This window comes from Photobacterium sp. Hal280 (assembly GCF_037162255.1).
Taxonomy (GTDB): domain Bacteria; phylum Pseudomonadota; class Gammaproteobacteria; order Enterobacterales; family Vibrionaceae; genus Photobacterium.
This window is the reverse complement of the sequence record NZ_JARLUO010000001.1, coordinates 885,273-910,680: the sequence shown is the minus strand read 5'-3', so window position 1 is coordinate 910,680 and position 25,408 is coordinate 885,273. Positions and strand designations below refer to the sequence as shown.

Genomic DNA, 25,408 nt, shown 5'->3' with positions numbered 1-25,408 from the left:
TGCAACACCTGTTTATGCATTTTTTGGAGTGACAATGAAAATTGGTATCCTTTCCCGTAATTCAAAGCTGTACTCAACCCGTCGTCTGATTGAAGCCTGCCGTGCGCGTGGGCACGAGGCACAGGTCATTGATGCATTGCGCTGCTACATGAACATCAATTCCGACCAGCCTTCCATCCACTCCAAAGGACAGGATTTATCCGGATTTGATGCCATTATTCCGCGCATCGGCGCATCAGTGACTTTTTATGGCTGTGCGGTATTGCGTCAGTTTGAAATGATGGGCGTTTTTCCGGTCAATGAATCTGTCGCGATTACCCGCTCCCGGGATAAATTACGTTCGCTGCAATTGCTGTCGCGCAAAGGGGTCGGGATGCCGATCACCGGCTTTGCCAGTAAGCCGGACGATATTGGCGACTTGCTTGAAATGGTGGGCGGTGCACCTGTGGTGATCAAACTGCTGGAAGGGACGCAAGGCATCGGCGTGGTCCTGGCGGAAACCCGCAAGGCGGCAGAAAGTGTGATTGAAGCGTTTCTGGGCCTGAAAGCGAACATCATGGTGCAGGAATACATCAAGGAAGCCGGTGGTGCGGATATCCGCTGTTTCGTGATCGGCGATAAAGTGATCGCCGCAATGAAACGCCAGGGGGCCGAAGGGGAATTTCGCTCTAACTTACACCGTGGCGGATCGGCGTCGTTAATTCGGATTACGCCGGAAGAACGTAAGACGGCTGTGCTTGCTGCGAAGGTGATGGGGCTGCGCGTGGCCGGTGTGGATTTACTGCGTTCTCAGCGCGGGCCGCTGGTGATGGAAGTGAACTCCTCCCCAGGTTTGGAAGGTATTGAACAAGCGACTGGTAAGGATATCGCGGGTATGATAATCAAATACATAGAATCAACCGCAAAACCGCAGAGGACGCGCACCAGTGGCAAAGGCTAGATTAAACAAAGTCATCGAATTTATTGGCACTCAAGTGCCGCCAGGACAATCAGCCACCATCGATTTAGAAGCCGCCCAGTTATATACCCATTCACCACTGCATATTCCGGTTCATGTGGTGAACGGGCGCTATCAGGGTCCCGTAATGCTGGTCAGCGCTGCTATTCATGGTGATGAGCTCAATGGTGTGGAAGCGGTCAGACAACTGCTCAACAAAGTGGATCCATTAAAATTGCACGGTACTTTGGTGGCCGTGCCTGTTGTGAACGTGTTCGGGTTTATTCATAAATCCCGCTATTTGCCTGACAGACGCGATCTCAACCGGTGTTTTCCCGGTTCTGAGCGCGGCTCCACGGCAGCCCGCATGGCCTACCAGTTCAGTGAACATGTCGTTAAAAAGTGCACGCACATTATCGATTTGCACACAGGTGCCATTCACCGGGGAAATCTGCCTCAGGTAAGGGCGAATCTGGAGGATCAGGAAAGTGCGGAAATGGCGCATGCCTTCGGCACCCCTGTGATTTTGGATGCCGCGATTCGCGATGGCTCATTACGGGCGGTGGCTGATGCCGCAGGAATTCCTGTCATCACCTACGAAGGCGGGGAAGCGTTGCGGTTTGAGCCACTGGTGATTGCCGCGGCGGTGAAGGGCATCGTAAGTGTCATGCGGATGCTGGGAATGATACGCCGGGTGAGCCGGAAAAAGAGCCGGCCTCGCCTTTTATCGCCCGCTCCAGCAGCTGGGTGAGGGCTGAGCAGAATGGGATCGTGCGTTGTGTGGTGGCTCTGGGGGAGCGGGTCACCAAAGGGCAGGTACTGGCCTATATCAGCGCCCCGCTTGGCCATGGTGAAGACACTATGGTTGCCCCCAGAGACGGCATTGTCATCGGCCAGCAAATGCTGCCCTTGGTCAATGAAGGGGACGCCGTTTTTCATCTTGCTTATTTCAGTAAAGGGGCAAGTTCAGAAGTTGAGCAACAAATTGAATCATTTCTTGATGAAGTCAGCGATGAAGTCGATATCACCTGATGGGATGTTGAGCTAACCATTCTTATTTTTTTGCGCACGGGAGGCGCACTGTATGGTCAATTCGGAACCTGGTAATGAGTGGTTTATTGACGGCTGGCAATTAGGTAATACACCGCGTCAACTGACGCTTGAAGATTGCGAGACGCTGGAAAAAGACTGCTGGTATCACTGTCAGCGTGATGCCAGCGGGCTGAAGCACTGGTTGTCCAAAGTGGGCGTGCCACCGTCGCTGACTTCAGCGTTACTGGCGGATGATACACGTCCGCGTTTCGAGCAGTTGGGGGAAGACACTTTCCTGCTGATCCTGCGCGGCATCAATCTGAATGAAGGCAATAATCCGGACGATATGTTAAGTATCCGGTTTCTCTATTTCAAAGGTTGCCTGATCTCGACCCGTAAATACCCGTCCCGGGCCATTGCGGAGGCACGACGTCAGTGTGAGGAAGGAAAGGGCCCGTCGAGCCTGCTGGCCATGCTGGCAACTATTGTTGATAAACTGAACCGCAATATTGAAACCTTTCTCGACCCGATTGAAGAAGATATCGAATATTACGCAGAACATCAGGATGAAGCGGACAGCCAGTCACTGGCGCATCTGAATAAACGCTTGCTGAAAATTCGTCGTTTTCTGACGCCCCAGCGCTATGCGTTGGACGACCTGCTGCAGTCGGAGATAGCGGGGCTGGACGTTTTGCGTATGCCTTTGCTGAACTGCCGTGATCTTGTGGTACGGATTAACGAATCAATCAACTTTTATATCGACCAGATCCAAGTCATCAATCAGCATCTGGGCCAGATGCAGTCTGAGAAGGTCAACCGCAACACGTATCTTATTTCGATGATCTCCATTATTTTCCTGCCAATCAGTTTTCTTACCGGCTTACTGGGCGTTAATATTGGCGGCATGCCCGGTGTGGATTCCTCCACGGCATTCTGGCTGTTTTGCATCGCGCTATTAGTGATTACCGTGATTGAGATTATTTTGTTCAGAAGGATGAAATTCATTTAATGATAGAAGCCGTTCTACAAAGTCGGTTGGCTTATAACCTGTTTATTATTCTGGTTTTTCTGATTGTTTACACAATTGCGAAACGTGTGATCAACTTGTGGCTGACCCGGCTGGGTAAGACCAAGATGGTGAGTGAAGCCAGAGTGCGCTTTATCTCGCGCGTTTTATCGTCTGTGGTGTTTTTCGTGCTGTTTAGTGTGACGGTGATCAGCCTGGGACTGGGATACAGTGATATTTCACTGTTTTTTTCCTCGGCCTTTGCGGTGCTGGGTGTCGCCTTGTTCGCGCAATGGTCCATGCTGAGCAACGTGACGGCGAGTGTGCTGATCTTTTTTGTGTTTCCCTACCGTATCGGCGATCGGGTCAAAGTGGTGGATAAAGACGATGACATCAGCGGTGTGATCAAGGATATCACCATGTTTCATGTGATTATTGAGCGTACCGATGGCAGCCTGATCACCTATCCCAATAACATTATTTTGCAAAAACCCGTAATTAAACTGACTCAGCTGGTGGTAAACCCTAAGCCGGACAATGAGCAGCCTGAGGCGGTTAATACCCCACAGGCAAGCACGCAGCAGTAAACAATGTAAGAAAAACTATGAATGAAGAACAAGACAAAGCAGCGGTGAAAGATCTTCTGCCACAACAGGAACTCAGTCAGTGGGTTGAAGATCTGAACCGGGCTCATGACGAAGAGCAGGAAAGGGTCTTCTCAGAAGCCTCAGAAGTGCTGGAAACGTCAGAGCTGGGTTTACTGCTGGAATCTTTGCCGATTGATGAGCGTCTGGCTCTCTGGCAGACCGTTGCCCCGGAAGAGCGGGTAGAAGTTCTGGTTGCGATGCGCTCCGATGCCCGGGGGGTGCTGATTGATAATCTCAGCATGCCGGATCTGCGGGCCATGCTGCATGGGCTGGATGCAGAAGATCTGATCGAACTGTCGCAGAGTCTGTCCGATAAGCTGGTGGACTTTGCGCTGGCGAAAATGAGTCAGGATCAGAAGTCCTGGTACGAACAGAGCCAGCAGTATGATGAAGATCAGATCGGCCGTTATGTGGATCACAGCCTGGTGATGCTCACCCCGAATACCCGGGTGTTCGAAGCCTTGCGAGCGGTGCGGCGTGCCGATCACCCGATGCTGGATCGCGTCTATATAGTTGACAAAAAAGGACTGTATAAAGGCGAGGTGTCATTGCCTGTCCTGCTGGCGGCCGATGGCCAGGTCAGAGTGGACAGTCTGGAAGATGATATTGCCTCTCCCCTGAAAGCGGACATGGATGTTTACGATGCGGCTGAGCGTCTTGAACACTCGGATCAGGCGGCGATGGCGGTGGTGGATGAATCCGGCCGCTTTGTCGGCCGTGCGACACTGCGGCTGGCGATGGAAATTACCCGGGAAACCTATGAAGCCAGGTTGATGGCGCGGGCGGGTCTGAATGAAGACACCGACCTGTTTGCCCCCGTTTGGCTCAGTGCAAAACGTCGTGCCTTGTGGCTGGGCATTAACCTGCTCACGGCATTTCTGGCGTCCTGGACGATCGGATTGTTTGAAGCCACGCTCAGCCAGGTGGTGGCACTGGCGGTCCTGATGCCTGTGGTGGCGTCAATGGGCGGTATTGCTGGCAGCCAGACCTTAACTCTGATTATCCGCGGTCTGGCGATGGGGCAGATCACCTTTGGTAACGTTTGGTCGCTGGCCAAGAAAGAGCTGCTGGTTGCCTGCCTGAACGGCGTGCTCTGGGCGGTGGTTATCGCCATTGTGGCGGCTGTCTGGTTCAGCAGTATAGCGATTGGCGGCGTGATAGCCGCAGCAATCACGATTAATATTGTGGTTGCGGCCATTGCCGGTGTCGTGATTCCGGTGATCCTGGATAAATACGAGATTGATCCTGCCCTGTCAGGGTCAGTCATATTAACCACAGTCACAGATGTGGTGGGCTTTTTTACCTTTCTCGGTCTTGGCAGCCTGTTTTTGCTGGGCTGAACCACGACAGTACGGAGCTTACTGAAATCACGAAGATTCCCTCCCCTTGGCAAGGGGAGGGTCAGGGTGGGGTTCGTGAATCGGACACGGATTTGACGATTGTGCCCTGTCGCCCCCGCCTGGCCTCCCCCTTGAAAAGGGGGAGATGGCCTTGAGCAAAATACACAGAACCGGAGCAGTCAATGGATTGGAAATTCAACGCAGAAGATTTAGGCCAGATTGTGATTGGCGCCTTTGCTCTGGGCGTCCCCATTTCCTTTTCTGAAGAAGCCTGGCAACTGAGTGAATCTCTGCCACTGCTGAATTTGTCTGTCCTTGTTGTGCTCACCTTGGCTTTCATGGGGCTGTATGCTTATCAGTCTATGTTTGGTCAGAATATCCGCAAACGCGTACCTGTCTTTCTGGTCAGGGTGTTTGGCGCTTACCTGATCACCTATCTGGTGGTTTGCCTGATCCTGTTTTCGTTGAACCAGTTCCCGCTCATCGATAACTGGGTTGTTGCCGTTAAGCGGGCACTGATTATTGCCATGCCTGCTTCTATGGGAGCGATTATTGTGGACAGTTTTGACAAAGAATAGCGGGCATTTTCTTAAACACATTCAGCCGGTCAAATAGGATGCCGCTAATTATTTCTCAATGTAATTGAACGTCGTTTTTTAACTGAATGTATGCTGAATTTAAACCAGATTTAACAGGCTACAGGTTTTAAACGATAAGCACACGGTTACAATTAAACCCTGTTTTATTTATGGGTATTGAGTAATGAAAAAAATGGCTTTTGTTGCGGTCTCTCTGGTGTCTTTATTAACGGGGTGTGCCGGCCAGATGGCTGCCACTAACGCGACCATGAAATTCAATATGGATGTGGTGGATAACCGTTACGCCCGTGGCGGCCTTACCATCTTGATGTCTCCGGTTTACGCGATCACACGGTTGCAGACTATGGTGTGCTGAACCCGATAGAATTCTGGACCGGTGAAAATATTGTGACGCAAAAACAGTCTATCTATGACGTGAAAGGTGAAGATTACATCAAGATCAATGATCAGCTGGATGACGATCTGAAAACGGCGCCCATCAAACCGCTGAACTGAATGATTCGCCCCTCTGAACCTGCCGCTCGGCGCTAACGGCTGTGGGCTGGCAGGTACTTTCTGCGTAAAACATGCGATATCATGGGGTTCCTGAAACAGAATTCGGAAGCCCGGTATGCCTCAGCAACACAGTGCGTTTTCATCACCTAAAGTGGCGGTGCTCGCCGTCACCTACAAAGACGATCAACTCATTCTGGTTCAACGCAAAAATGAACCGCAAAAAGGTGGCTGGGGATTTCCCGGTGGTTCGGTCTGGCCGGGTGAAAGCCTGCGTGATGCGGCTGTGCGTGAATTGAAAGAAGAAACCAGTGTGATCGCGGCAGCTGAACACTTATTGGAAGTGGTTGAAGTGAATGAATTTGATGCTGACAATTGTCACCATCACTTTATTCTGGTGCCTGTCCTTTGCCGCTATCTGGCAGGAGAGCTGCAGCCGGGTGATGACGCCAGTGATTGTCGCTGGATGTCCGTGGCCGACATTGTTAGCAGCCAAGCGGACCTGATCGAAAAAGTGGCCGACGTGGCGCTGAAAGCTCAGCAGACCTTGTCAGCTTAGCGTTCAACTATCGGCATGGTGATGTGGAGCATCACTTGTATTCTGTGCCTTTGAGAGTATGTGCATTGAGCGCATAACAATCTCTGGCCTCTGAATGCTGTCGCTTATAAAATCGCACCAGCTTTGGATATTCAGACGGAACCCGATGATGCTAACCTTGTTCAGAACCTTTCTGTTCTGCTGCTTTTTTGTGCCGTTTCTCGCGACTGCGGCGCCTAACCTACGACTGAGCAATCCTGCAGACCCGGCAACGACAGCGGCTGGGCAGGCGGTGAATGCTGCCTATGATTACAAAGATTCTCTGGATCGCGATACGCCCAGAGGATCGCTGAAAGGGTTTCTGGAAGCGGTTTACGAGCAGGACTACACCAAAGCGGCGAAATACCTGGACTTGCGTTACATGCCAAAAGGAATGAGCGCCAGCAACGGGGAAGAATACGCCAGAAAACTCCATGCGATCATTGAGCGAAATTTGTGGATCAACCTGCAGGATATCGATGATACCCCGGCAGGGGATCTGGATGATCTGCTGCCTGACTATCGCGAGTCGTTCGGCAATATCAATGTCAAAAATGCCGAAGTTTCACTGCTGTTGCAGCAGGTTCCGAGTAAAAAACTGGGTAAAATCTGGAAGATCTCCAATGCCACGGTCGCACTGGTCCCGAGTCTGTATGAAGAACTGGGCTACAGTCCGCTGACTGAATGGTTCATCCAGAATGTACCGGACGGCTATCTGTTCAAACTCAGCCTCTGGGAAATCGTCTTTCTCTTTACTTGCCTGTTCGCCTCTTTTGCTGTTGTTACGCCAGTGTGTCTGATCACGGCCTGGCTGGTCCGCAAAACAGACATCAAGATGAAAGAAGACTTGGCGGGTTTAATCGCCAAGCCGCTGCTGTTCTTTACCGCACTGGGGCTGGACCATCTGTTGCTGTCGAGCGCAACGCTGACGGCCAACGCCAGAGCTTTTCTCAACAATGGTTATCTGCTGTTTGGCGCCAGTCTGTGGCTGGGCTGGTCGGCGATTGGGCTTTTTCAGTACCTCATTCGTGAGCGTTTAATTAACAACGGTAACAAGCAAGGGGCGGCTATGGTTCGTCCTTTCCTGACCTTTATCCGTATTATTTTGCTGATTTTTGCAGTCTTGTCCTGGATGGAATACCAGGGTTTTAATGCCACTGCCTTGCTGGCCGGTATGGGCGTGGGCGGTGTTGCCCTGGCTTTGGCCTCCAAGCAAACACTGGAAAACTTCATTGGCACCATGATGCTTTATTCCGCGGCGCCGGTAAAAGTGGGGAATCTGTGCAATTTTGGCGGCATTCGGGGCACGGTTGAAGAAATTGGCCTGCGCTGCACCCGTATCAGAACCATAGACAGAACCGTAATCCATGTGCCGAATGCCAAGCTGTCTGAAATGGAAATCGAAAATATTTCGATGCGGGAAAAGATCCGGTTTAAGTCGGATATCCGGCTGGATTACAGCACATCGACCACGCAATTAAAGCAGATTATTGATGAGATTAAGCTGCTGCTGGAGAATCATGAAAAAGTTGATAAAAAGCCGCTGCGGGTGACGTTTCGTGGCTTCGGTGCGCACGGACTGGAAATTAATGTCTTTGCGTACATTGGCACCAAAAGCCTGCCTGTGTATCAGGTGGCGGCTCAGGAAATCCATTTGGGCATCATGGAAATCGTCGAAAAGCAGGGCTCCAGAATCGTCCCGGCCACGTTTGACGCCCAGCTTTTGTCGTAATGATCGACGCTGGCTTACGGGCTGAGGCCCGTATCGGCACCTCAGAATGTTCGGATATGGATGTTCAGATGAAAACCAGGGAGAGAGCAATGTTTGCAGTGATTTTCAGGGCGAAGACAGGTGAGCAGGACAGCCAGTATGGTGAGATGGTCAAAGTGATGCGGGATCTGGCCTTTGAAAAATATGGCTGTCTGGATTTTATCGCGGTGACAGAAGGGGATCAGGAAATTGCGATTTCCTACTGGAACGCCGAAGCGGATATCCAGAACTGGCACAAAGACAGCCAGCATGCACTGGCCCAGCAATTTGGCCGTGAAAAATGGTACGCCTCCTACACGGTGCAGGTTGTGGAAGTGAAGCGGCAGTACAGTTTTAATGAGTCATAACTCGCGTATTACGTGGTTAAGCGGCGGATATATCCGCCGCTTTTGTGCCTGCCGGTTTAATCCAGAATGATATGCGGAATAAACATTGAGGTATCTTTGGTGGTGTAAGCTGTATCTTCCCGGAACATGAACTCCCATGGATAGAGCTTGAACATCCAGCGAGTAGGATTATCGTTCAGATCGGTAAACACGCTGTCCTGATTGATGCCGATATCTTCAACATAAACCCACTCGATTTTCAGACCGGCCTTTCTGGCGCAGTCTTCAAGCTATAACCACTGCCAGAAACTGGCTTCGTAAAGCGACTTTCACCCTGGTTTTATTTTAAGATTTGTCACCTGATGTCAATAAATTCTGAGTTTTATGATTTAGTGACGGATAAAGCGGCATTTAATATCGGTCATTCAATCGACGTTGCAGCCGTTCGATTTCATCCAGTAGATCAAGTACCACAGCGACTCCGGGTACATTCAAATCCAAATCTTGCTGTATACGACTGGCGCGCAGAGCACGGCGCAGATTGACGGTGGCAAAGCGCCAGTGAATTGGCCGATCTCCCTGAGGATCCAGAACCCCTTCTTCAACCAGGGCGATCACCCATTCAGCAGGATGACCACAAGCGCGACAAAACTCGGCCAGGTTAAGCGTCGGCTCATGCTCTGCAATGACCGTAATACTGAGCTGGCTTGACGTAATTTTTTTCTTCATGACTCAAATCCAAATTGGCCACGAGGGTTAAAGGACATCAGATCCTGCATCTGCCGGTACAGAGCTTTTTCCTGCTCGCTATTCACCTTGGGCTGGACAATATTCAGAGTGATCAGCATATCTCCGGGTGAGGCTCCGGGAAGTCCCCGGCCGCGAAGCCGCAGTATTTTCCCTGAAACCGAATTGGCCGGCACCGTCACCTCGATGGGCCCTGTAGGAGTCGGTATCTTTATTTTAGCGCCCAAGGCTGCCTCCCATGGTGTGACGGGGAGGGTCATGTACAGATTTTTCTGCTCAAGCCTGTAGTACGGGTGCGGACGAAAACTGATTTCAAGATAAAGATCGCCCGCCGTGCCGCCGCCATGGCCGGGCATTCCCTTGCCGCCCAGACGAATATGCTGACCTTCCCGGACCCCTTTAGGAATTTTTAAATTCACGGTCTGAGGGTGCGCGCCGTCGAGCGGGGATGATGGCAGGGTGAGGGTGCGTACCGCGCCATGAAAGCTGTCTTCAATGTCAATTTGAACCTTGGCGTGGATATCTTCGCCTTTGGCTGTGAAATGTTGATGTGTTCTTCGAGCGCGATGATGCCGCCCTGCGCTGTGATCAAAGTGATCGCCGAACAGCGATTCAAAAAAATCAGAGAATGCAGATGCATCACCCTGGGAAAAACCCTCACTGGAAAACTGATAATTGCGTTCCCAGTTTGGCGGTACATGAAAATGCTCCCCGGAATGCCAGTCTTTACCCAATTGATCATAAGCGGCCCGCTTCTGGGGATCCTTGAGCACCTCGTAGGCCTCTTTGGCCTGAACAAACTTCTCCTTGGCGTCGGTTTCCTTCGATACATCTGGATGATATTTGCGCGCACTTTTCTTATAAGCTCGTTTGATATCCGCTAATGTTGCATCGCGGGAAACTCCAAGGATGGCGTAATAATCACGATATTCCATAACACCACGATTCAGGCTGAAGTTTGAGATTGGTTCATCCGGGCGTGCCGCTATTTACCCGGTTGATTTGTAGCTCTGACGTGGCAGGACATCACGGTTCCCGTCTGCGCCCATTCCATTATAGCGCAATGCAAAATAGTGCAGGTTTCATGAGAGAGACAACACAAGACACGCGTTTATGTTTACAAGTAAAGATAAACTGCTCACCACTCATCAGCGGGTTTGAGAAGGCACCATTGTGTTAATTATCGCGACACTGGAGTTACTGTTGTCACTCTTTGTCAGCTCTTTAATCCTGATGACAGAGCATGGACTGAACGGCATTTTGCTGTCGGTGCTCGAATTGAGTCCATCGTCTCGGCGTCAGATCCAGTTGTGCCCGAAGAGTCCGGGCTGAGGCCCGTATCGGCACCTCAGAAAGTACGGATATGGCTGTCTGGATTTTATCGCGGTGACAGAAGGGGATCAGGAAATCGCGATTTCCTACTGGAACGCCGAAGCGGATATCCAGAACTTGTACAAAGACAGCCAGCATTTGGTCGTGAAAAATGGTACGCCTCCTACACGGTGCAGGTTGTGGAAGTGAAGCGGCAGTACAGTTTTAACCAATAATTATATCAAGTTGAATTCAGCTGTGCTGTTAACGATTTCTTGCAACACAGCTTGATACATCTATTCAGCATAAATCATCCTCCTGCGCCTCCTGCGCAGGTAAACTTTTTTCTTCGTCTTCGGCGTCGATGAGTTGGCTTTACGCTTCACTACAAGCCGATTTGGTGCCTTAAAACGGCAAAATCAGGGTGGTTTAAATTGTTGTTTTATAATGGTTTGTTTTTCTTAATTCGATACATTCTAAATGCTAGACTCTGAATCAAATGAGTGGAGATGATGATGTATCAAGAGAATGAACTATTTAATCAGGTTAATTTTTCCCGCCAGGATTTATCAGAAGCTGTATTCAAGCACTGTCAGTTTTATCGCTGTGACTTTAGCCGATCAAATTTAAGGGATGCAGTGTTTGAAAACTGTAAGTTTATTGAGCCGGGGGCTATCGTAGGCTGTCATTTTGACTATTGCGATTTGCGCGATGCGAGTTTTAAAGACTGTCAGCTAGCTTTAGCAAACTTTAAAGGTGCAAATTGTTTTGGTATTGAATTTCGGGATAGTGATCTGAAAGGTGCCAATTTTATTCAGGCGAGCTTTGTGAATCAGGTTAGTCATCAGATGTATTTCTGTTCGGCTTATATCACAGGGTGTAATTTGTCTTATGTCAATCTGGAGCGGCAATGTATTGAAAAATGTGATTTGTTTGAGAACCGATGGGTCGGAGCAAATTTTCAAGGGGCCTCTTTTAAGTCGTCTGATTTAAGTCGAGGGTCATTCTCTAAAGATTGTTGGGGACAATTTTCTATTCAGGGGGCTGATCTCAGCCATTCAGAGCTTGATGGGTTAGATCCCCGAAAAGTCGATTTAACGGGTGTGAAAATCTGCGACTGGCAGCAAGAACAATTGCTGGAACCTCTTGGTATTGTCGTTCTGCCGGGTTGATGCGTTTTTAAAGCCGTGAAATTACGCCGTTAGTCAATGACTAGCGGCGTACGTGAAGAGTCCACGGAGACGGAAAGATTAACTGATTCATTCATATTGAGAAGCCATCAAACCAGCAGTGTTGACACTTCAGAGATATGATTTATTCACCAGTGCTCGAAATAAAATGGACAGACTTGATATCAACCCATTGATTGTTGCCGGTGTAATCGTTTTGATTATCCTGTAAAGAGAGGATGGGCTGCTGAGTAAATACACCAGGCTCAGGGACATAGTCACTGCTCGCGTCAGTCAGACCATCAGTGAGTGCCACATTCATCGGTGTATTGGCATCAATCAATCTCAGTTGCTGCATGAGTTGATCTAATTGTGGCAACGAACCGGACAGGCTTCTATTCGTGCGCAAGATAATTTTCTGCTCGGTTAATTGATCGTTCACTAAATGTTGGTACGTTTTCACACCACCGAGTTGACTGATATAATTTGTATTGGATGAACCAATAATGACCCCGCTCATTTCACGGAATGTGATCATGGTATTGTTGCTGTTTAACTGAACTAAATAGTCAGCATTATAAGCCCATGAACTGATGATATCTGTAAAACTATCGGATGCATTCCCTGCGATAATTCGAATATCTCCATCATCAAAAAGGCCATTTTGATTGACATCAAAAGTCATTTCTATATTTGATTGATGAATCGGCTCTTGAAGTGGGTGGTAAAGTCCAATTTCGATATCAAACCAATCTGTAATCTCCTTCGAATAACCTTCGGCAGTTTTTGTCAAACTATCACTTACATTTCCCAGGTTTTCTGTTGAAGAACCCCCACAACCCATTAAGGTGACCAAAGATAGGGCTGATAGCAGCTTTATTTTCACGATATTTCCTTACTTTATAATTTTATGAAGAGCGACTGACCCGCTTTGAAGGATCATGACACTTTATGCTTTTCGAACGATTCCTTAACGTGTCCAAGTGTCCACTTCCCCTATGCTGAGACAGTCTAAACTGGAGATTTCTGCCACATAACAGCAGGAGATCACCATGAAGAAGTCACGGTTCACCGAAACACAGATAGTCGCGATTCTCAAAGAAGCGGATGCTGGCCTGAAGGTCGATGATATTTGCCGCCAGCACGGGATTAGCAGCGCCACCTACTATAACTGGAAAGCCAAATATGGCGGGTTGGATGCCTCTGAGCTCAAGCGAATCAAAGAGCTTGAAGCAGAAAATGCCAAGCTCAAAAAGATGTTCGCAGACGTCAGTTTAGAAAACCAGGCCATGAAGGAGCTGTTCGAAAAAAGGGTTGGTAGCAAGCAGCAAGCGCGATTGTGCATGTATGTTGGTGGCTGCAGGTCTTAGTGTCACCCGTGCGTGCCGACTCACGCTTTTGGGACGGGCCAGCTACTACAGAAGTCCCAAGGATTGGCGCATTGCCGACAGCGATGTCATCGATGCCCTGAACGCGGTGCTTGAGAAGTCACCCAATGCAGGATTCTGGAAATGCTTCAGGCGAATGCGACGAAAGGGAAAAGGGTTCAATCATAAGCGCGTATACCGAGTTTACTGCCGGATGGGGTTAAACCTAAAAAGGCGACAAAAACGCGTATTACCGGCTCGCATCGCTACGCCATTAGATGTGGTGAATCAATCGAACTATCAATGGGCACTCGATTTTATGCATGACAGCTTATATTGTGGCAAGCGTTTTCGGACACTGAACATTCTTGATGAATCGACCCGAGAATGTCTGGTGATAGAAGTGGATACGAGTTTGCCCGCAGGACGCGTGGTGCGCGCCTTAGAGCATTTGAAACAGGAGCGAGGTCTGCCAAAACAGCTTCGAATGGATAATGGGCCAGAGCTGATATCGTCCCAGTTAACCGACTGGTGTGAGGTTCATAACATCGAGCTGGTTTATATCCAGCCAGGAAAACCTCAGCAAAATGGGTTTGTAGAACGCTTCAACGGGTCATTTCGCCGCGAGTTCTTGAATGCCTATTTGTTCGAGTCACTTGAGCAGGTTCGGGATATGGCTTGGGTATGGATGTGCGATTACAACGAAGAGCGAACACACGAGAGTTTAGGCAATATTCCTCCGGCTGAATACCGGAGGCAACTGGAAACCTCTAGTTTTGAATTGTCTCGCTAAAGGGGAAGTGGACACAAGCAGAGCAGAGCAGAGCGCGAAATATTTCGGTCGGCATTTCAAGTGGGCTAGTATCTACGCAGACACAACTTAACACAAGCCATTGATCTATATATATTCAATTAGTTGACTTTGAATCGAGGGTTATTGAGATGAAGTTATGTTTCGGTTGTTTATGATTCAGTTGATTGTTCATGAAATGAGCAGGAGAAATATGGATGCTTGATTGTTTTATCGTCAAAAGTGACTGATTCGAATAAGCGGCGGATACATCCGCCGCTTTTGTGCCTGTCGGTTTAATCCAGAATGATATGCGGAATAAACATTGAGGTATCTTTAGTGATGTAACCTGTATCTTCCCGGATGGTCAGCCCGGCCGGTTCGTCATTGATGAGCCAGCTGCCGATCAGCATATGGTTGTTACCGAAACGCGGTAAATGGGTATATTGCTGGATGATATAGCCTTCGTCGCCGTACGGACCGGGTTCATGTTGCAGCATTTCACCGGCGCGATGCACGCTGATGTTGGCCCCTTCGCGACTGAAAATCGGTTTTTTCACAAAGTCCGTCAGGCTCGCGGCTTTGGCATCATCGGCAAAGTAGGCCGGCAACAGGTTCGGGTGATGCGGAAACATGTCCCACATCAGCGGCAGAATGGCCTTGTTTGAACTGATGCTTTTCCACATAGGTTCCAGCCAGTTGACATTGGCGCTGTGCAGATACGCGGCATACTCTTCCCGGAACATGAACTCCCACGGATAGAGCTTGAACATCCAGCGAATCGGGTTGTCGTCCAGATCGGTAAACTCGCCGTCCTGATTGATCCCAATATCTTCAATGTAAACAAAGGCGATTTTCAGCCCTGCTTCTCTGGCGCAGTCTTCCAGATACTGCACTGTATCTCTGTCTTCTACGCTGTCACGACAACAGGCGAAATGCAGTGTTTGTCCGGGCTGATAATTGCCTAACGCCGCCATGCGCTGGATCATCAGCTCCTGAATCAGATTGTACTGATCGGCGCGTCTGGGCAGTTTGCCCGCATTGACCTGATCTTCGAGCCACAACCACTGCCAGAAGCTGGCTTCGTAAAGTGATGTTGGTGTGTCACTGTTAAATTCGAGCAGTTTGGCAGGCTGACGGCCATCGTAGGCAAAGTCCAGTCGCCCATACAGACTGGGTGCTTTTTGTTTCCACGAGCTGGCAATCAGATCCCACATGTTTTCCGGGATCTGAAATTTTTTCAGTAAAGCTTCATCGCGGATGACTTTATCGACGGCTTCCAGGCTCATTTGATGGAGCTCGGCGGTGGGCGCTTCCAGTTCATTTTCAATCTGCTGCAAACTGAACTGAAAGTAGCGGTCTTCGACCCAATAGGGTTCGCCTTCCAGGGTATGGAAACGAAATCCAAATTCATCGGCCAGCATTTTCCAGTTTGGGCGGGGGGTAATCGGAACCTGAATCATAGTACTGCTCGAATGGACAACAGGCCGACATTATCAGGGGGGACGGATGAGAATGTAAAGATTCCCTGTGTCTGAAAAGACCGACTTGGATCATGATCGCATAACATTGATGCGGATATATGTTTCGTATACACTTCGCATATTCTGTGTATATCATTCAGGGCACCCTATGGGGATCGTAAAAATATCGGATGAGCTTCATGAGGAAATCCGCAAAGCCAGCAGCACGATGTCGCGTTCCATCAATGCTCAGGCCGAGTTTTGGATAAAGATGGGCCTGCTGGCGGAAATGAATCCGACACTGACGTATAACGAACTGATTCGTAAGCTGTTACTTAGTGACACCGGATCAGTACAGGAATTAATGAGTGAACAAAATTAATATTAAAACCGCACAGGAAATTGAACTGATGCGGGAGTCTGGCCGGCTGTTGGCCTCCGTCTTTTCGATGCTGGATAGCTTCGTGACTGCCGGTGTATCGACCATGGCGATTAACGATAAGGTCGAGGCATTTATTACCGAGGCATTGTCGGCCCGGCCAGCCAGTAAAGGCCAGTATGATTATCCGTATGTCCTGAATGCGTCGATCAATGAAGTGATTTGTCACGGTATGCCGGATGAAAACCGTGTGCTGAAAGATGGCGACATCGTTAATCTTGATATCACGCTGGAAAAAAATGGGTTTATTGCCGACTCCAGTAAAATGTACTGCATCGGCCAGGTGCAGCCGCGTGCGTCCCGGCTGGTAAAAACAACCTACGAAGCCATGTGGCAGGGGATTGCGCAGGTCAAACCCGGCGCGACACTGGGCGATATTGGTTATGCGATCCAAAAACATGCAGAAAGCCATGGCTATTCTGTGGTCCGGGAATATTGCGGTCACGGCATTGGCCGGGAAATGCATGAAGAACCACAAGTCCTTCACCATGGCCTGAAAGGGCGCGGGTTGCGTTTGCAGCCGGGGATGACATTCACCATTGAGCCGATGATCAACGAAGGCACCTACAAAACCAAAACTAAGAAAGACGGCTGGACGGTAGTGACCAAAGACAAAAAGCTGTCGGCGCAATGGGAACACACCATACTGGTGACAGAAACCGGTTATGAAGTCCTGACGCTGAGAGAAGAAGAAAAGCACTGACGGGTAGTGCCAACGCAATAGAGGCCCAGTATCAGCTGACTGGTTGTTTGATGACATTGGCCCCCTTGCCAGATAGCCGGCTTTTCATGGTTACATCAATATCGGAATAACGAGCATGGTAGCAATCACCACGGAACGTCTGACGATCAGGCCGTTAACGGCGGCAGATGTCGATTTCATTTTTGAACTGTATAACACCCCGGGCTTTCAACGTTTTGTCGGCGATAAACAGCTCCATACGCGTCAGGATGCGATGAATTATCTCGAAGCATCGCTCATCAGTATGTACCAGTCAAAAGGACTGGGACTTCAGCGTGTTGCATTGAAAAGCGATGACACCCCCATTGGTATTTGCGGCCTGATTAAGCGCGATTCCCTGGAAGACATTGATTTAGGATATGGGTATTTGCCGGGCTTTGAGGGACAGGGCTATGCCTGTGAAGCGGCTCAGGCAATCTTGTCTTTTGCCCGGGAAACGCTGGCACTGAAGCGTCTGGTCGCTATTACTGATGCTGAGAACCACAGATGCATTGATTTGCTGACCAGGCTGGGTTTTCATTATGAGTCGAACCATCAAACCTTGCCTGACGGCGGGTTGCTTGTGCTGTATGGCATTGAGCTGTGAATCAATCAAGGAGTACACAGTGTCTGAATCAATGACAGAAAAACAAAAAATGCTCGCGGGCCTGGCATACAGCGGCAGAGACGCCGAACTGGTCAATGACCGCCAGGAAGCCAAAGTCATGTGTCACCGTTTTAATCTGGCTGACCCGCGCGATTCGCAAGCCAGAATGGCGATTCTGGCCGAACGGGTACAATTTTCCGGCGATGCCCATATGGAACCGTCTTTTTACTGCGACTATGGTTATAACATTGTGCTGGGGGCTAATTTTTATTCGAACCATAACCTGACCATTCTGGATGTCTGCAAAGTGACGATTGGTGAGAATGCGTTTATTGGCCCGAACGTCATGATTTCCGCGGCGTCTCATCCGATCGATCCGGTTGAACGGCTGCATGGAGAGGACGGTGCGCCGGTGTGGATCGGTGACAATGTCTGGCTGGGAGGCAATGTGGCTGTTTTGCCGGGCGTGCGTATTGGACATAACTGTGTGATTGGCGCAGGCAGTGTTGTCACCAGAGATATTCCGGATAACAGCGTTGCCGTGGGCAACCCGTGCCGTGTAGTCAGAGAGATCACACCGTCTGAGCCCTCAGCTGCGATGGCCAGCGGCTAATCAGGGAGAAATGTTGTGGCGCAAGCGATTCTGACCCATCTGATGTTTGAAGGGGACGCTGAAGAGGCGATGAATTTCTATATCAGTCTGTTTGCCGGTTCTGAAATCCGTCAGATTGATCGTTACCCGGATGGCGATTCCAAAGGCATGGTCAGGCAAGCCCGTTTTGCGCTTGCCGGCCGTGAATTTATCGCGATTGATTCCTTCATTGCGCACAATTTTACCTTCACGCCTGCTATGTCTGTCTTTGTCGATTGTGAATCCGCTCATGAGTTTGAGCGGGTTTATGCCGCGCTCACCGAAGGCGGTCATGCCCTGATGCCTGCGGAAAATTATGGCTTCAGCCAGCGTTTTGGCTGGGTGACGGATCGTTTTGGGGTGTCCTGGCAGATCAACCTGCCTTGAACCTGATGGAGCCGCAGAATGAAAAAAGCCGCTGACACTCAGCGGCTTTGTCGCATGAAACACAAAATAGCCTGCGATTAAGGCGTGGCAACCTTAAACCAGAACGGGAATTCGTCCATCATACCCATCAGCTGGCCAAAGGCCTGAACATTGCCCTGGGTTTTGACCTTACCGTCTTGCAACAGTTGCTGGAAGCTTTGCTGTTTGGTCAGCATTTTGTCCATATCGCTGCGGTTAATGGTGATGGTGACATCGGCGTTATCGTTTTGCTGGCCTTTGATGTTGTTCAGGTGGCTGTTTTCCAGCTCCAGCAGATAGCGTTCATCCCGATCCGGGAACACAAAGTTCAGTGTGAGTTTTTTCCCTTCGGCTTTTTTCGCATTCAGACGCACACCTAAATAGTCGAATATCAGATCTGTACTCATTGCGCTGACAAAGTCAGGACCAACCCGGGTTGCACGGGCATTGGTCGGCATGCCGTGACGCAGCTCGTAAGCACCGACCAGATAGGTATTCCGCCAGCCGGCTGTTTCAGACTGATAACCCAACTGTTCGAAAATATCAGCTTGGAGCAGGCGTGCCTGTTGGTTGTCAGGATCGGCATAAATGACCTTGTTCAGCATCTCAGCTGCCCAACGATATTCGCCTTTGTCAAAGCTGGCCTTCGCCAGTTTGATGATGGTATCGGCACCGCCCATCACCTCGACATATTTCGGCGCCGAATCCGCCGGACTGAGCTGGTTCAGGGTTGCCGGGTTCATGTCGAAGAAGCCCAGATATTTATTGACCACAGCGCGGACATTGTGTGAATACGATCCATGATAACCACGGTTGTACCACTCATTGGCGAGTGAATCAGGCACATCAAATTCGTTATGAATCTCATTGATAGTCACGCCTTTGTTGGCCAGGTTCAGAGCATGGTCATGGATATAGCCGTACATATCACGTTGCTTTTTGAGTACGTGCATCAGGTAATCATTGCCCCAGCGCGGCCAGGTATGTGAGGCAAACATCACATCGGCTTTCTGAGCCACGCCATGGATCAGGCTGTTAATGTATTTACTCCAGCCCTGGGCATCGCGCACTTCGGCGCCACGCAGGGTATAAACATTGTGCATGGTGCCAATGACGTTTTCGGCTGTCCACAATGCTTTAAACTGTGGAAAATAGGTGTTCATTTCTGACGGCGATTCAGTATCCGGTGTGTTCATGAACACCATCTCAATGCCATCAATCGTGACAGTTTCTGTGTCTTGGCTGATCTCCCGGGTTGGTTTGATCAGGCCAATCACACCCAGAGAGGCCCCTTTGCCAATCGCGGTATCCACCACACCTTTCGGGCCGACAGGCAGTGCGTTGGCATACTGATACGTCGCGCGACGCGTCATGGCATTACCGGCCAGCACGTTTTCTTTAATCGCATGCTCCATGAAATGACGAGGAGCAATGATTTCAACGTCGCCATTGTCAACCTGCGCTTGAGAGACCACGCCTTTCACGCCACCGAAATGGTCAATATGTGCATGGCTGTAGACCACAGCATGAATCGGGAAGTTGCCGAGCTCTTTTGTTACCAGCTCGAACGCTGCCTTCGCTGTCGGTGGTGTCAGTAGCGGATCGAACACGATCCAGCCGGTATCCCCTTTAATGAAAGTAATGTTGGAAATATCGTAACCGCGCACCTGATAAATACGATCTGTGACTTTGTACAAGCCGTAGGCCATGTTCAGTTTGGCCTGACGTTCCAGGCTGGGGTTAATCGTGTCGATTGATATATCACCCATCAGAAAATCATAGTTACCCAATTCCCAGACCACTGTGCCGTGCTCATCTTTGACAGTGACTGCCTCAGGGCGCTTGATCAGGCCCTTTTCAACCAGTTCAAAATCTTTGGTATCGGAAAAGGGCAGGATGTCTCTCTGCTGCTGCTGGTAAGCTTTCGTCGAGGGGCTGGCATCTTTTGCTGTTGTGTTGAGATCGGCTGCAAATACAGATTGAGAAAAGGCAGCCACTATCATACTGGCGACTAAAGTTTTATGGCGCATCGTTCGTCCTTGTTATGTGTCGTAGAGGTCAGGCGTTCAGGGTGTGATTGCGATTTACCCTGACAGGCCACGCAGGCTCATTCAGTCAACTAGCTTATAGGACGACTGTCTTATCGAGTTCTCAGTTCACGCCATTTTATGTTGCGCGGATGCGGGTTGTTAATAAAATGTGTCTTTGATGTGTGGTGTGTCAAATGTCAGGTTCAGTATCAGGTTTTGTGCTTCGCTGGCTTTTGGTAATACCTGGGTTTATCGGTGAAAGTGTACGTCTGCCAGAAAAGCTGACTGAGTGGTCAGTCCACAATGGCTGGCTTTTATGGCTAAATGGCAAGCTTAAAGACATGACGCTTTCGATGTGAACAGTGAGGCGATAGACGCGTATGAATGCTTATTACTCCACCCTGAGTGGCTGGTTGATCCCTTTTAGCCGCATGATGGCGGCAAACCAGATAAACGAGCAACAGGCATTGTCGGCTTGCGGGATTTCACCCAATGAGGTGTTGCATCAGGAAAGCCGAATCGGCATAGAAAAAATCACGAAGCTGTTACAGTACTGCAATCAGCGGTTACCACGGCAGGATGTCAGTGTGCAGGTGGCCCGCAACTTTCATCCCAGTGTGTTCTACGCGCTTGGCTACGCCATGATGTCTTCCAGTACACTGAAAGACGCACTGGAGCGTATCGCCCGCTATAAAAGGGTGGTGTCTAATACCTGTTCGATTGAACTGATCGAATCGGCAGAGCAGGTCGTTTTCCGAATGAATATCGTCTGCCACGAAGGTAGCCAGACCCCGGTGATACCGGACCTCGTTGCTGAAACCTTTTTAGCCACCATGGTGCAATTTGCCAGAGATATGGTCCCCGGCGATTTACATCCGGTCAGCGTGTGTCTGAGGGCAGCCGATCAGGGACAGAGGTTTCTGAGTGAGTTTATGGGCTGTGAGATCCGCTACGGCCAGGCAATGAATGCGGTCGTTTTTGATAATGAGCAAGCCTCAAGGCGGCTGATGACCGGGAACTCTTTACTGGCACAAACCCATGAAAAAATGCTGGATGAGTTTCTGACGAGGATGGATAAAAATGATCTGATTCAGATCATTCGCAATCAGCTTTGTCAGTTATTGCCGATGGGCGTTCCCACCCAGACCGAGATTGCTGAATCCATGGGGATCAGCCTGCGCAGTCTGCAGCGAAAGTTACAGGATAAGGGCACCTCCTTTACCGATATTCTGGAAAGTACCCGTAAAAAACTGGCGTTAGAGTATATTGAGCAACCGCATCTGTCATTGGGTGAGATTGGTTATCTGGTGGGGTATTCCAGCGTGGGGAATTTTAATCGGGCCTTTAAGCGCTGGACGGAGGAGACACCGGGCCGCTACCGCAGTCAACTCTCAGATCAAGTCCGGTAGAGTACTCACTACGTTTTCGCAGGAACAACCGGCTGAATTTCGCAGCCGGTTTTTAAACGCAGATGTGTTGCGGATTAAGCAGTGATGCTGTCTGTTTGATGTTGCTGCTGGAGGCTGGTTTGTTTGTTGAGGATCAGCTCTGCGGCTTTCTCTGCCATCGCGATCGTCGGCGCATTGGTATTGCCGCTGATCAGGGTTGGCATCACGGAAGCGTCCACGACTCGCAAGCCTTTCACGCCATATACCTTGAGCTCGGTATTGACCACTGCCATTGGGTCATGACCCATTTTGCAGGTGCCCACCGGGTGGTAGACCAAACCGATGTGCTGCTTGATCTTGTCAAAGATCGCCTCATCGGATTCCGCTTCAATGCCCGGATACAGCTCATCAGCCCGGTAGTCATCAAAAGCCGGTGCAGCCAGAATCTTACGTAACTGGCGAATGCCGTCGACCAGCACCTTTTTATCTTCCTCATGGGCGAAGAAGTTAAAATCGATGTCCGGCGCCGTGACAGGATCTGCCGAACGGAGTTTGACCGTTCCGCTGCTTTTCGGGCGCAGCACGCAGACGTGACAGGAATAACCATGCTGAGCCATCAGCTTTAAGTCGCGGCCGCTGTCGTCAAACAATAACGGCAACATATGCAGCTGGATATCCGGGCGATCCAAATCATCACGGGATTTGATAAATCCGCCCGCTTCAGTAATGGAATTCGACAGCTTGCCTTCCTTCTTCAACATATATTTCAGTGTATCGGGAGTCAGACGCAACAGGCCACCGAGTGAAGCGGTGAAGCCGTCTTTTTTCTTACTTTTGACCAGCACACAGGCATCAACATGCTCTTGCAGATTTTCACCGACGCCCGGTAAGTGATGCAGACAGTCAATGCCATGCTCAGTGAGGTGATCCTGATGTCCGATTCCCGACAGCATCAGTAATTGAGGGGAGTTGATTGCACCGCCACTCAGGATCACCTCCTGATCAGCATGGAAAGTGAGATCCTGCCCTTTGTAGGTGAAGCTGACCCCGATGGCTTTTTTATCTTCAATCACGACTTTTTTGACGGTGGCTTGCGTCAGTACGGTCAGGTTTTTTCGTCCCATGGCCGGGTGCAGATAACCCCGGGCAGCGCCGCAGCGCTGGCCATTTTTAATGGTGCACTGGTAATAGCCCACACCTTCCTGATCAGCACCATTGAAATCTGGGTTAAATTTGAACCCGGCCTGCTTGCCGGCCGCAATAAAAGCCTCCGTGAGCGGATACTGCGCCTGACGGTCACTGACATGCAGCGGGCCACTGTCACCATGAAAGGCATTGGCTCCGCGCTCATTGCATTCGGATTTTTTGAAGTAAGGCAGCAAATCATCGAAGCTCCAGCCGGTATTTCCCAGTGCCGCCCAGTGGTCGTAATCCTCTTTCTGACCCCGGATATACAGCATGCCGTTAATGGAAGAACTGCCGCCCAGCACTTTGCCGCGCGGGACGAAGACGGGTTGTCCGTGACGGAGTGCAGCATCGGGCGTTGCATTGTAGGCCCAGTTATATTTCTTGGAAAACATGAAATACGCGAAGGCACCCGGGGTGCTGACAACAGGTGTTTTGTCCGACGGACCGGCTTCCAGCACCAGTACTGAGTATTTTCCATCGGCTGTTAAGCGGTTGGCCAGTACACAGCCAGCAGAGCCGGCACCGACAACAATATAGTCATAACGAGATTTCATAGTGCCTCCTTGCAAGCAACTGAGAATATTTTATCAAATTGTTAACATTTTGGTGTTTGCTGAGGACGCCAAATCATTATCATCTGGTTATTTTTATAAATTATGTCAAATTAATGAAAATTTATTACTTAAAAATCATTAGTTTATAAGCAAACGCTTGCCTCTGGTACAGGATCACATTTCTTAACATTTTCTGATAATCAGCAGTGCAACATAGTGCATTAGCGATTAGGATCTGACTATCTGGTAAGCGGATTACCCTGTGGATAAGGATGTCACTGTGTTGAAAGTTGTCTCTGGGCTGATTGCTCTTTCGATGTGGATACTGCTCGCTGTTACCCCTGCGATGTTTGGCTTGTTACTGGCCGGGCCGGTTTGCTTGGTGCTGGGTGAAGTGAATGGAACTGTGGTGATGAGTTTTACTGCGATTGGCTTGATTGTCGGTGCGGTATGGGCGGAGCGAATCCGTGCGGGTGAAGGCTTGTCCGCATTTTGGAGCAAGCTGGTGGCAAGCCCTGAGCCAGATCGGTATTGATAGAGACCAATTAGCGAAGGCTGACCTGCTGGGAAAGAGCGTGATGGGCAGCAAATCATGACCGTAAAAAAAGCACGCTGGCAGCGTGCTTTTGACTGTGAGAGCAAGGACTTGAGGCGGAAGGATTACGCCACTTTGGCCTCAAAGTGTTTCCCCAGCAAGGCGTGGTAGAAGTCCTGATCAGACAGCACACCCACCAGTGTAATCTTGTCACCTTCTTTACGCTCGGTCAGCAGCACCGGCTGTCCGGTACGGTAGCGGATTTCCAGCGCATCGCGCATTGAGATATCCGGACTGGCAGTGACAATATCCGTCTGAGACAGGCGGTCGAGATCATCACCCTGATGCCAGCTTTGCAGTGCCAGATCCTGATCCTGACGACGTGCCGCCAGTACTTCGCCAGCGTCATTGGTGTTTAACCGGGTGCCTTCATGACGGTTGAGGATCAGCATGTCTTCCAGGCTTTCCAGCGCGCTGGTCGGTGTCATCAGTGAACGGCCCCGCAGCACGTTCAGCGGATTGGTATGGGCGACGAAATCTTTGACATACTGAGTGTTCGGCTTCAGAACAATCTCTTCCGGTTTGCCGTGCTGGATCAGCTCACCAGACTCCATGATGGCAATGTTATTGCCGATTTTCAGCGCCTCATCCAGATCGTGGCTGACAAAGACGATGGTCTTGTTCAGCTTGCGTTGCAGATCGAGCAATTCATCTTGCAACTGACTGCGGATCAGCGGGTCCAGCGCCGAAAACGGTTCGTCCATCAGCAGGATGTCGCTGTCCATGGTAAAGGCACGGGCCAGACCGACTCGTTGCTGCATCCCGCCTGACAGCTCATGCGGGAATTTGTCTTTCCATTCAGCCAGACCCACCATCTCCAGTTTTTCCATTGCCCGGCGACGGCGTTCGGCTTTTCCGATGCCCTGCATTTCCAGACCAAATGCTGCGTTATCCAGCACGGACAGCCAGGGCATCAGGGCAAATTTCTGGAATACCATGGAAATACGCTCGGTGCGCATGTGGCGCAGGCTGGTGGCATCACAGCTGGCCAGATCGACCATGTTCTCGCCGTCCTGCACTTCCAGCTTACCGCGGGAAACCGGGTTCAGGCCGTTAATGGCGCGCAGCAGGCTGGATTTGCCTGAGCCGGACAGGCCCATCAGGACACAAATCTCGCCTTGCTGGACGTTCAGACTGACGTTATTCACGCCGACTACATCGCCGGTTTGATCAATGATCTCCTGACGGCTTTTGCCCTGATCCAGCAGTGCCAGTGACTGTTCGGTATTTTTACCGAAGATGACGTCTAGGTTTTCAATTCGAATGGCAGTCATGT

At 50.1% G+C, this 25,408-nt stretch carries 25 protein-coding genes and 3 pseudogenes; 20 read left to right on the top strand and 8 right to left on the bottom strand.

The window, feature by feature from the left end; translation table 11 throughout:
* The first annotated feature begins 34 nt into the window (after positions 1–34).
* The 10 genes and pseudogenes from rimK (at position 35) to P4S53_RS04365 (ending at position 8,748) form a co-directional block, all read left to right on the top strand.
* On the top strand, positions 35–940 hold the full coding sequence (rimK, locus tag P4S53_RS04415) for a 30S ribosomal protein S6--L-glutamate ligase (RefSeq protein WP_337111562.1): 906 nt from the start codon (positions 35–37) through the stop codon (positions 938–940).
* Positions 927–1,969 (top strand): annotated as a pseudogene (locus P4S53_RS04410) (succinylglutamate desuccinylase/aspartoacylase family protein). The gene rimK and the pseudogene P4S53_RS04410 overlap by 14 nt, the downstream one beginning before the upstream one ends.
* 52 nt (positions 1,970–2,021) lie before the next feature.
* Positions 2,022–2,978, top strand: coding sequence for a zinc transporter ZntB (locus P4S53_RS04405; RefSeq protein WP_337111561.1), 957 nt, complete (start codon positions 2,022–2,024; stop codon positions 2,976–2,978).
* Complete coding sequence (locus tag P4S53_RS04400) at positions 2,978–3,562, top strand: mechanosensitive ion channel family protein (protein ID WP_337111560.1); 585 nt, start codon at positions 2,978–2,980, stop codon at positions 3,560–3,562. The genes P4S53_RS04405 and P4S53_RS04400 overlap by 1 nt, the downstream gene beginning before the upstream one ends.
* Positions 3,563–3,579: 17 nt before the next feature.
* Positions 3,580–4,962 carry a magnesium transporter gene (locus P4S53_RS04395; protein ID WP_337111559.1) on the top strand — a complete coding sequence of 461 codons (1,383 nt, stop codon included), beginning with the start codon at positions 3,580–3,582 and terminating at the stop codon, positions 4,960–4,962.
* Positions 4,963–5,144: 182 nt separating this feature from the next.
* Complete coding sequence (locus P4S53_RS04390; protein ID WP_337111558.1) at positions 5,145–5,540, top strand: DUF2391 family protein; 396 nt, start codon at positions 5,145–5,147, stop codon at positions 5,538–5,540.
* A gap of 184 nt (positions 5,541–5,724) precedes the next feature.
* Positions 5,725–6,056 (top strand): annotated as a pseudogene (locus P4S53_RS22575) (DUF3332 family protein).
* A gap of 115 nt (positions 6,057–6,171) precedes the next feature.
* The gene (locus tag P4S53_RS04375; protein WP_120512498.1) at positions 6,172–6,612 is read left to right on the top strand and encodes an NUDIX hydrolase; all 441 of its coding nucleotides are present in this window, start codon (positions 6,172–6,174) and stop codon (positions 6,610–6,612) included.
* A gap of 145 nt (positions 6,613–6,757) precedes the next feature.
* On the top strand, positions 6,758–8,362 hold the full coding sequence (locus P4S53_RS04370) for a mechanosensitive ion channel family protein (protein ID WP_337111555.1): 1,605 nt from the start codon (positions 6,758–6,760) through the stop codon (positions 8,360–8,362).
* Between the two features lie 89 nt (positions 8,363–8,451).
* Positions 8,452–8,748, top strand: a complete 297-nt coding sequence (locus tag P4S53_RS04365; protein WP_337111554.1) for an antibiotic biosynthesis monooxygenase family protein — start codon at positions 8,452–8,454, stop codon at positions 8,746–8,748.
* 107 nt (positions 8,749–8,855) lie between these two features.
* Here P4S53_RS04365 and P4S53_RS04360 read toward each other — a convergent pair.
* The 3 genes and pseudogenes from P4S53_RS04360 to P4S53_RS04350 form a co-directional block, all read right to left on the bottom strand.
* Positions 8,856–9,017 (bottom strand): annotated as a pseudogene (locus tag P4S53_RS04360) (glutathionylspermidine synthase family protein); the annotation flags it as partial.
* Positions 9,018–9,138: 121 nt separating this feature from the next.
* A complete protein-coding gene (locus P4S53_RS04355) occupies positions 9,139–9,456 on the bottom strand; it encodes a chaperone modulator CbpM (RefSeq protein WP_337111552.1) in 318 nt (105 codons plus the stop codon).
* Positions 9,453–10,409, bottom strand: a complete 957-nt coding sequence (locus P4S53_RS04350; RefSeq protein WP_337111551.1) for a DnaJ C-terminal domain-containing protein — start codon at positions 10,407–10,409, stop codon at positions 9,453–9,455. The genes P4S53_RS04355 and P4S53_RS04350 overlap by 4 nt, the downstream gene beginning before the upstream one ends.
* An 891-nt stretch (positions 10,410–11,300) precedes the next feature.
* On the opposite strand from P4S53_RS04350, the gene P4S53_RS04345 reads away from it, so the two are divergent.
* Positions 11,301–11,957: a Qnr family pentapeptide repeat protein gene (locus P4S53_RS04345; RefSeq protein ID WP_337112060.1), complete on the top strand. Its 657-nt coding sequence runs from the start codon at positions 11,301–11,303 to the stop codon at positions 11,955–11,957.
* 142 nt (positions 11,958–12,099) lie between these two features.
* On the opposite strand, the gene P4S53_RS04340 is transcribed toward P4S53_RS04345, so the two are convergent.
* Entirely contained in the window at positions 12,100–12,840 is a 741-nt protein-coding gene (locus P4S53_RS04340) for a hypothetical protein (protein WP_337111550.1), read from the bottom strand.
* Positions 12,841–13,006: 166 nt separating this feature from the next.
* On the opposite strand from P4S53_RS04340, the gene P4S53_RS04335 reads away from it, so the two are divergent.
* Positions 13,007–14,114, top strand: a protein-coding gene (locus P4S53_RS04335; RefSeq protein ID WP_337111549.1) for an IS3 family transposase whose coding sequence is annotated in 2 segments (ribosomal slippage) — positions 13,007–13,260 and positions 13,259–14,114 — 1,110 coding nt in all. Because the reading frame shifts where the segments join, the coding sequence is not laid out codon by codon here.
* Positions 14,115–14,407: 293 nt separating this feature from the next.
* Here the strand turns inward: P4S53_RS04335 and P4S53_RS04330 are convergent.
* Entirely contained in the window at positions 14,408–15,574 is a 1,167-nt protein-coding gene (locus P4S53_RS04330) for a glutathionylspermidine synthase family protein (RefSeq protein WP_337111548.1), read from the bottom strand.
* 169 nt (positions 15,575–15,743) lie between these two features.
* Here P4S53_RS04330 and P4S53_RS04325 point away from each other — a divergent pair, with 169 nt between their 5' ends.
* The 5 genes from P4S53_RS04325 to P4S53_RS04305 all read left to right on the top strand — a co-directional run bounded on the left by P4S53_RS04325 (position 15,744) and on the right by P4S53_RS04305 (position 18,359).
* Complete coding sequence (locus P4S53_RS04325) at positions 15,744–15,956, top strand: ParD-like family protein (protein ID WP_337111547.1); 213 nt, start codon at positions 15,744–15,746, stop codon at positions 15,954–15,956.
* 28 nt (positions 15,957–15,984) lie between these two features.
* A complete protein-coding gene (map, locus tag P4S53_RS04320; RefSeq protein WP_202604028.1) occupies positions 15,985–16,716 on the top strand; it encodes a type I methionyl aminopeptidase in 732 nt (243 codons plus the stop codon).
* Positions 16,717–16,831: 115 nt separating this feature from the next.
* On the top strand, positions 16,832–17,341 hold the full coding sequence (locus tag P4S53_RS04315; RefSeq protein ID WP_337111546.1) for a GNAT family N-acetyltransferase: 510 nt from the start codon (positions 16,832–16,834) through the stop codon (positions 17,339–17,341).
* 31 nt (positions 17,342–17,372) lie between these two features.
* Positions 17,373–17,954 (top strand): sugar O-acetyltransferase, encoded by a 582-nt coding sequence (locus P4S53_RS04310; RefSeq protein WP_337112059.1) that lies wholly within the window; start codon positions 17,373–17,375, stop codon positions 17,952–17,954.
* A 15-nt stretch (positions 17,955–17,969) separates the two neighbouring features.
* Positions 17,970–18,359: a VOC family protein gene (locus tag P4S53_RS04305; protein WP_337111545.1), complete on the top strand. Its 390-nt coding sequence runs from the start codon at positions 17,970–17,972 to the stop codon at positions 18,357–18,359.
* Between the two features lie 77 nt (positions 18,360–18,436).
* Here the strand turns inward: P4S53_RS04305 and P4S53_RS04300 are convergent, their stop codons facing one another.
* Entirely contained in the window at positions 18,437–20,407 is a 1,971-nt protein-coding gene (locus tag P4S53_RS04300; RefSeq protein ID WP_337111544.1) for an alkyl/aryl-sulfatase, read from the bottom strand.
* A gap of 194 nt (positions 20,408–20,601) precedes the next feature.
* Between P4S53_RS04300 and P4S53_RS04295 the strand changes: the two genes are divergently transcribed.
* On the top strand, positions 20,602–20,766 hold the full coding sequence (locus tag P4S53_RS04295; RefSeq protein WP_337111543.1) for a hypothetical protein: 165 nt from the start codon (positions 20,602–20,604) through the stop codon (positions 20,764–20,766).
* A 21-nt stretch (positions 20,767–20,787) separates the two neighbouring features.
* Positions 20,788–21,816 carry an AraC family transcriptional regulator gene (locus P4S53_RS04290; protein ID WP_337111542.1) on the top strand — a complete coding sequence of 343 codons (1,029 nt, stop codon included), beginning with the start codon at positions 20,788–20,790 and terminating at the stop codon, positions 21,814–21,816.
* Between the two features lie 74 nt (positions 21,817–21,890).
* Here P4S53_RS04290 and P4S53_RS04285 read toward each other — a convergent pair whose 3' ends face one another.
* Entirely contained in the window at positions 21,891–23,537 is a 1,647-nt protein-coding gene (locus P4S53_RS04285; RefSeq protein ID WP_337111540.1) for a GMC family oxidoreductase, read from the bottom strand.
* Positions 23,538–23,799: 262 nt separating this feature from the next.
* Here P4S53_RS04285 and P4S53_RS04280 point away from each other — a divergent pair, with 262 nt between their 5' ends.
* On the top strand, positions 23,800–24,072 hold the full coding sequence (locus P4S53_RS04280; protein ID WP_337111539.1) for a hypothetical protein: 273 nt from the start codon (positions 23,800–23,802) through the stop codon (positions 24,070–24,072).
* 125 nt (positions 24,073–24,197) lie between these two features.
* Here the strand turns inward: P4S53_RS04280 and choV are convergent, their stop codons facing one another.
* Positions 24,198–25,406, bottom strand: a complete 1,209-nt coding sequence (gene choV, locus P4S53_RS04275; RefSeq protein ID WP_337111538.1) for a choline ABC transporter ATP-binding protein — start codon at positions 25,404–25,406, stop codon at positions 24,198–24,200.
* Positions 25,407–25,408 lie beyond the last annotated feature (2 nt).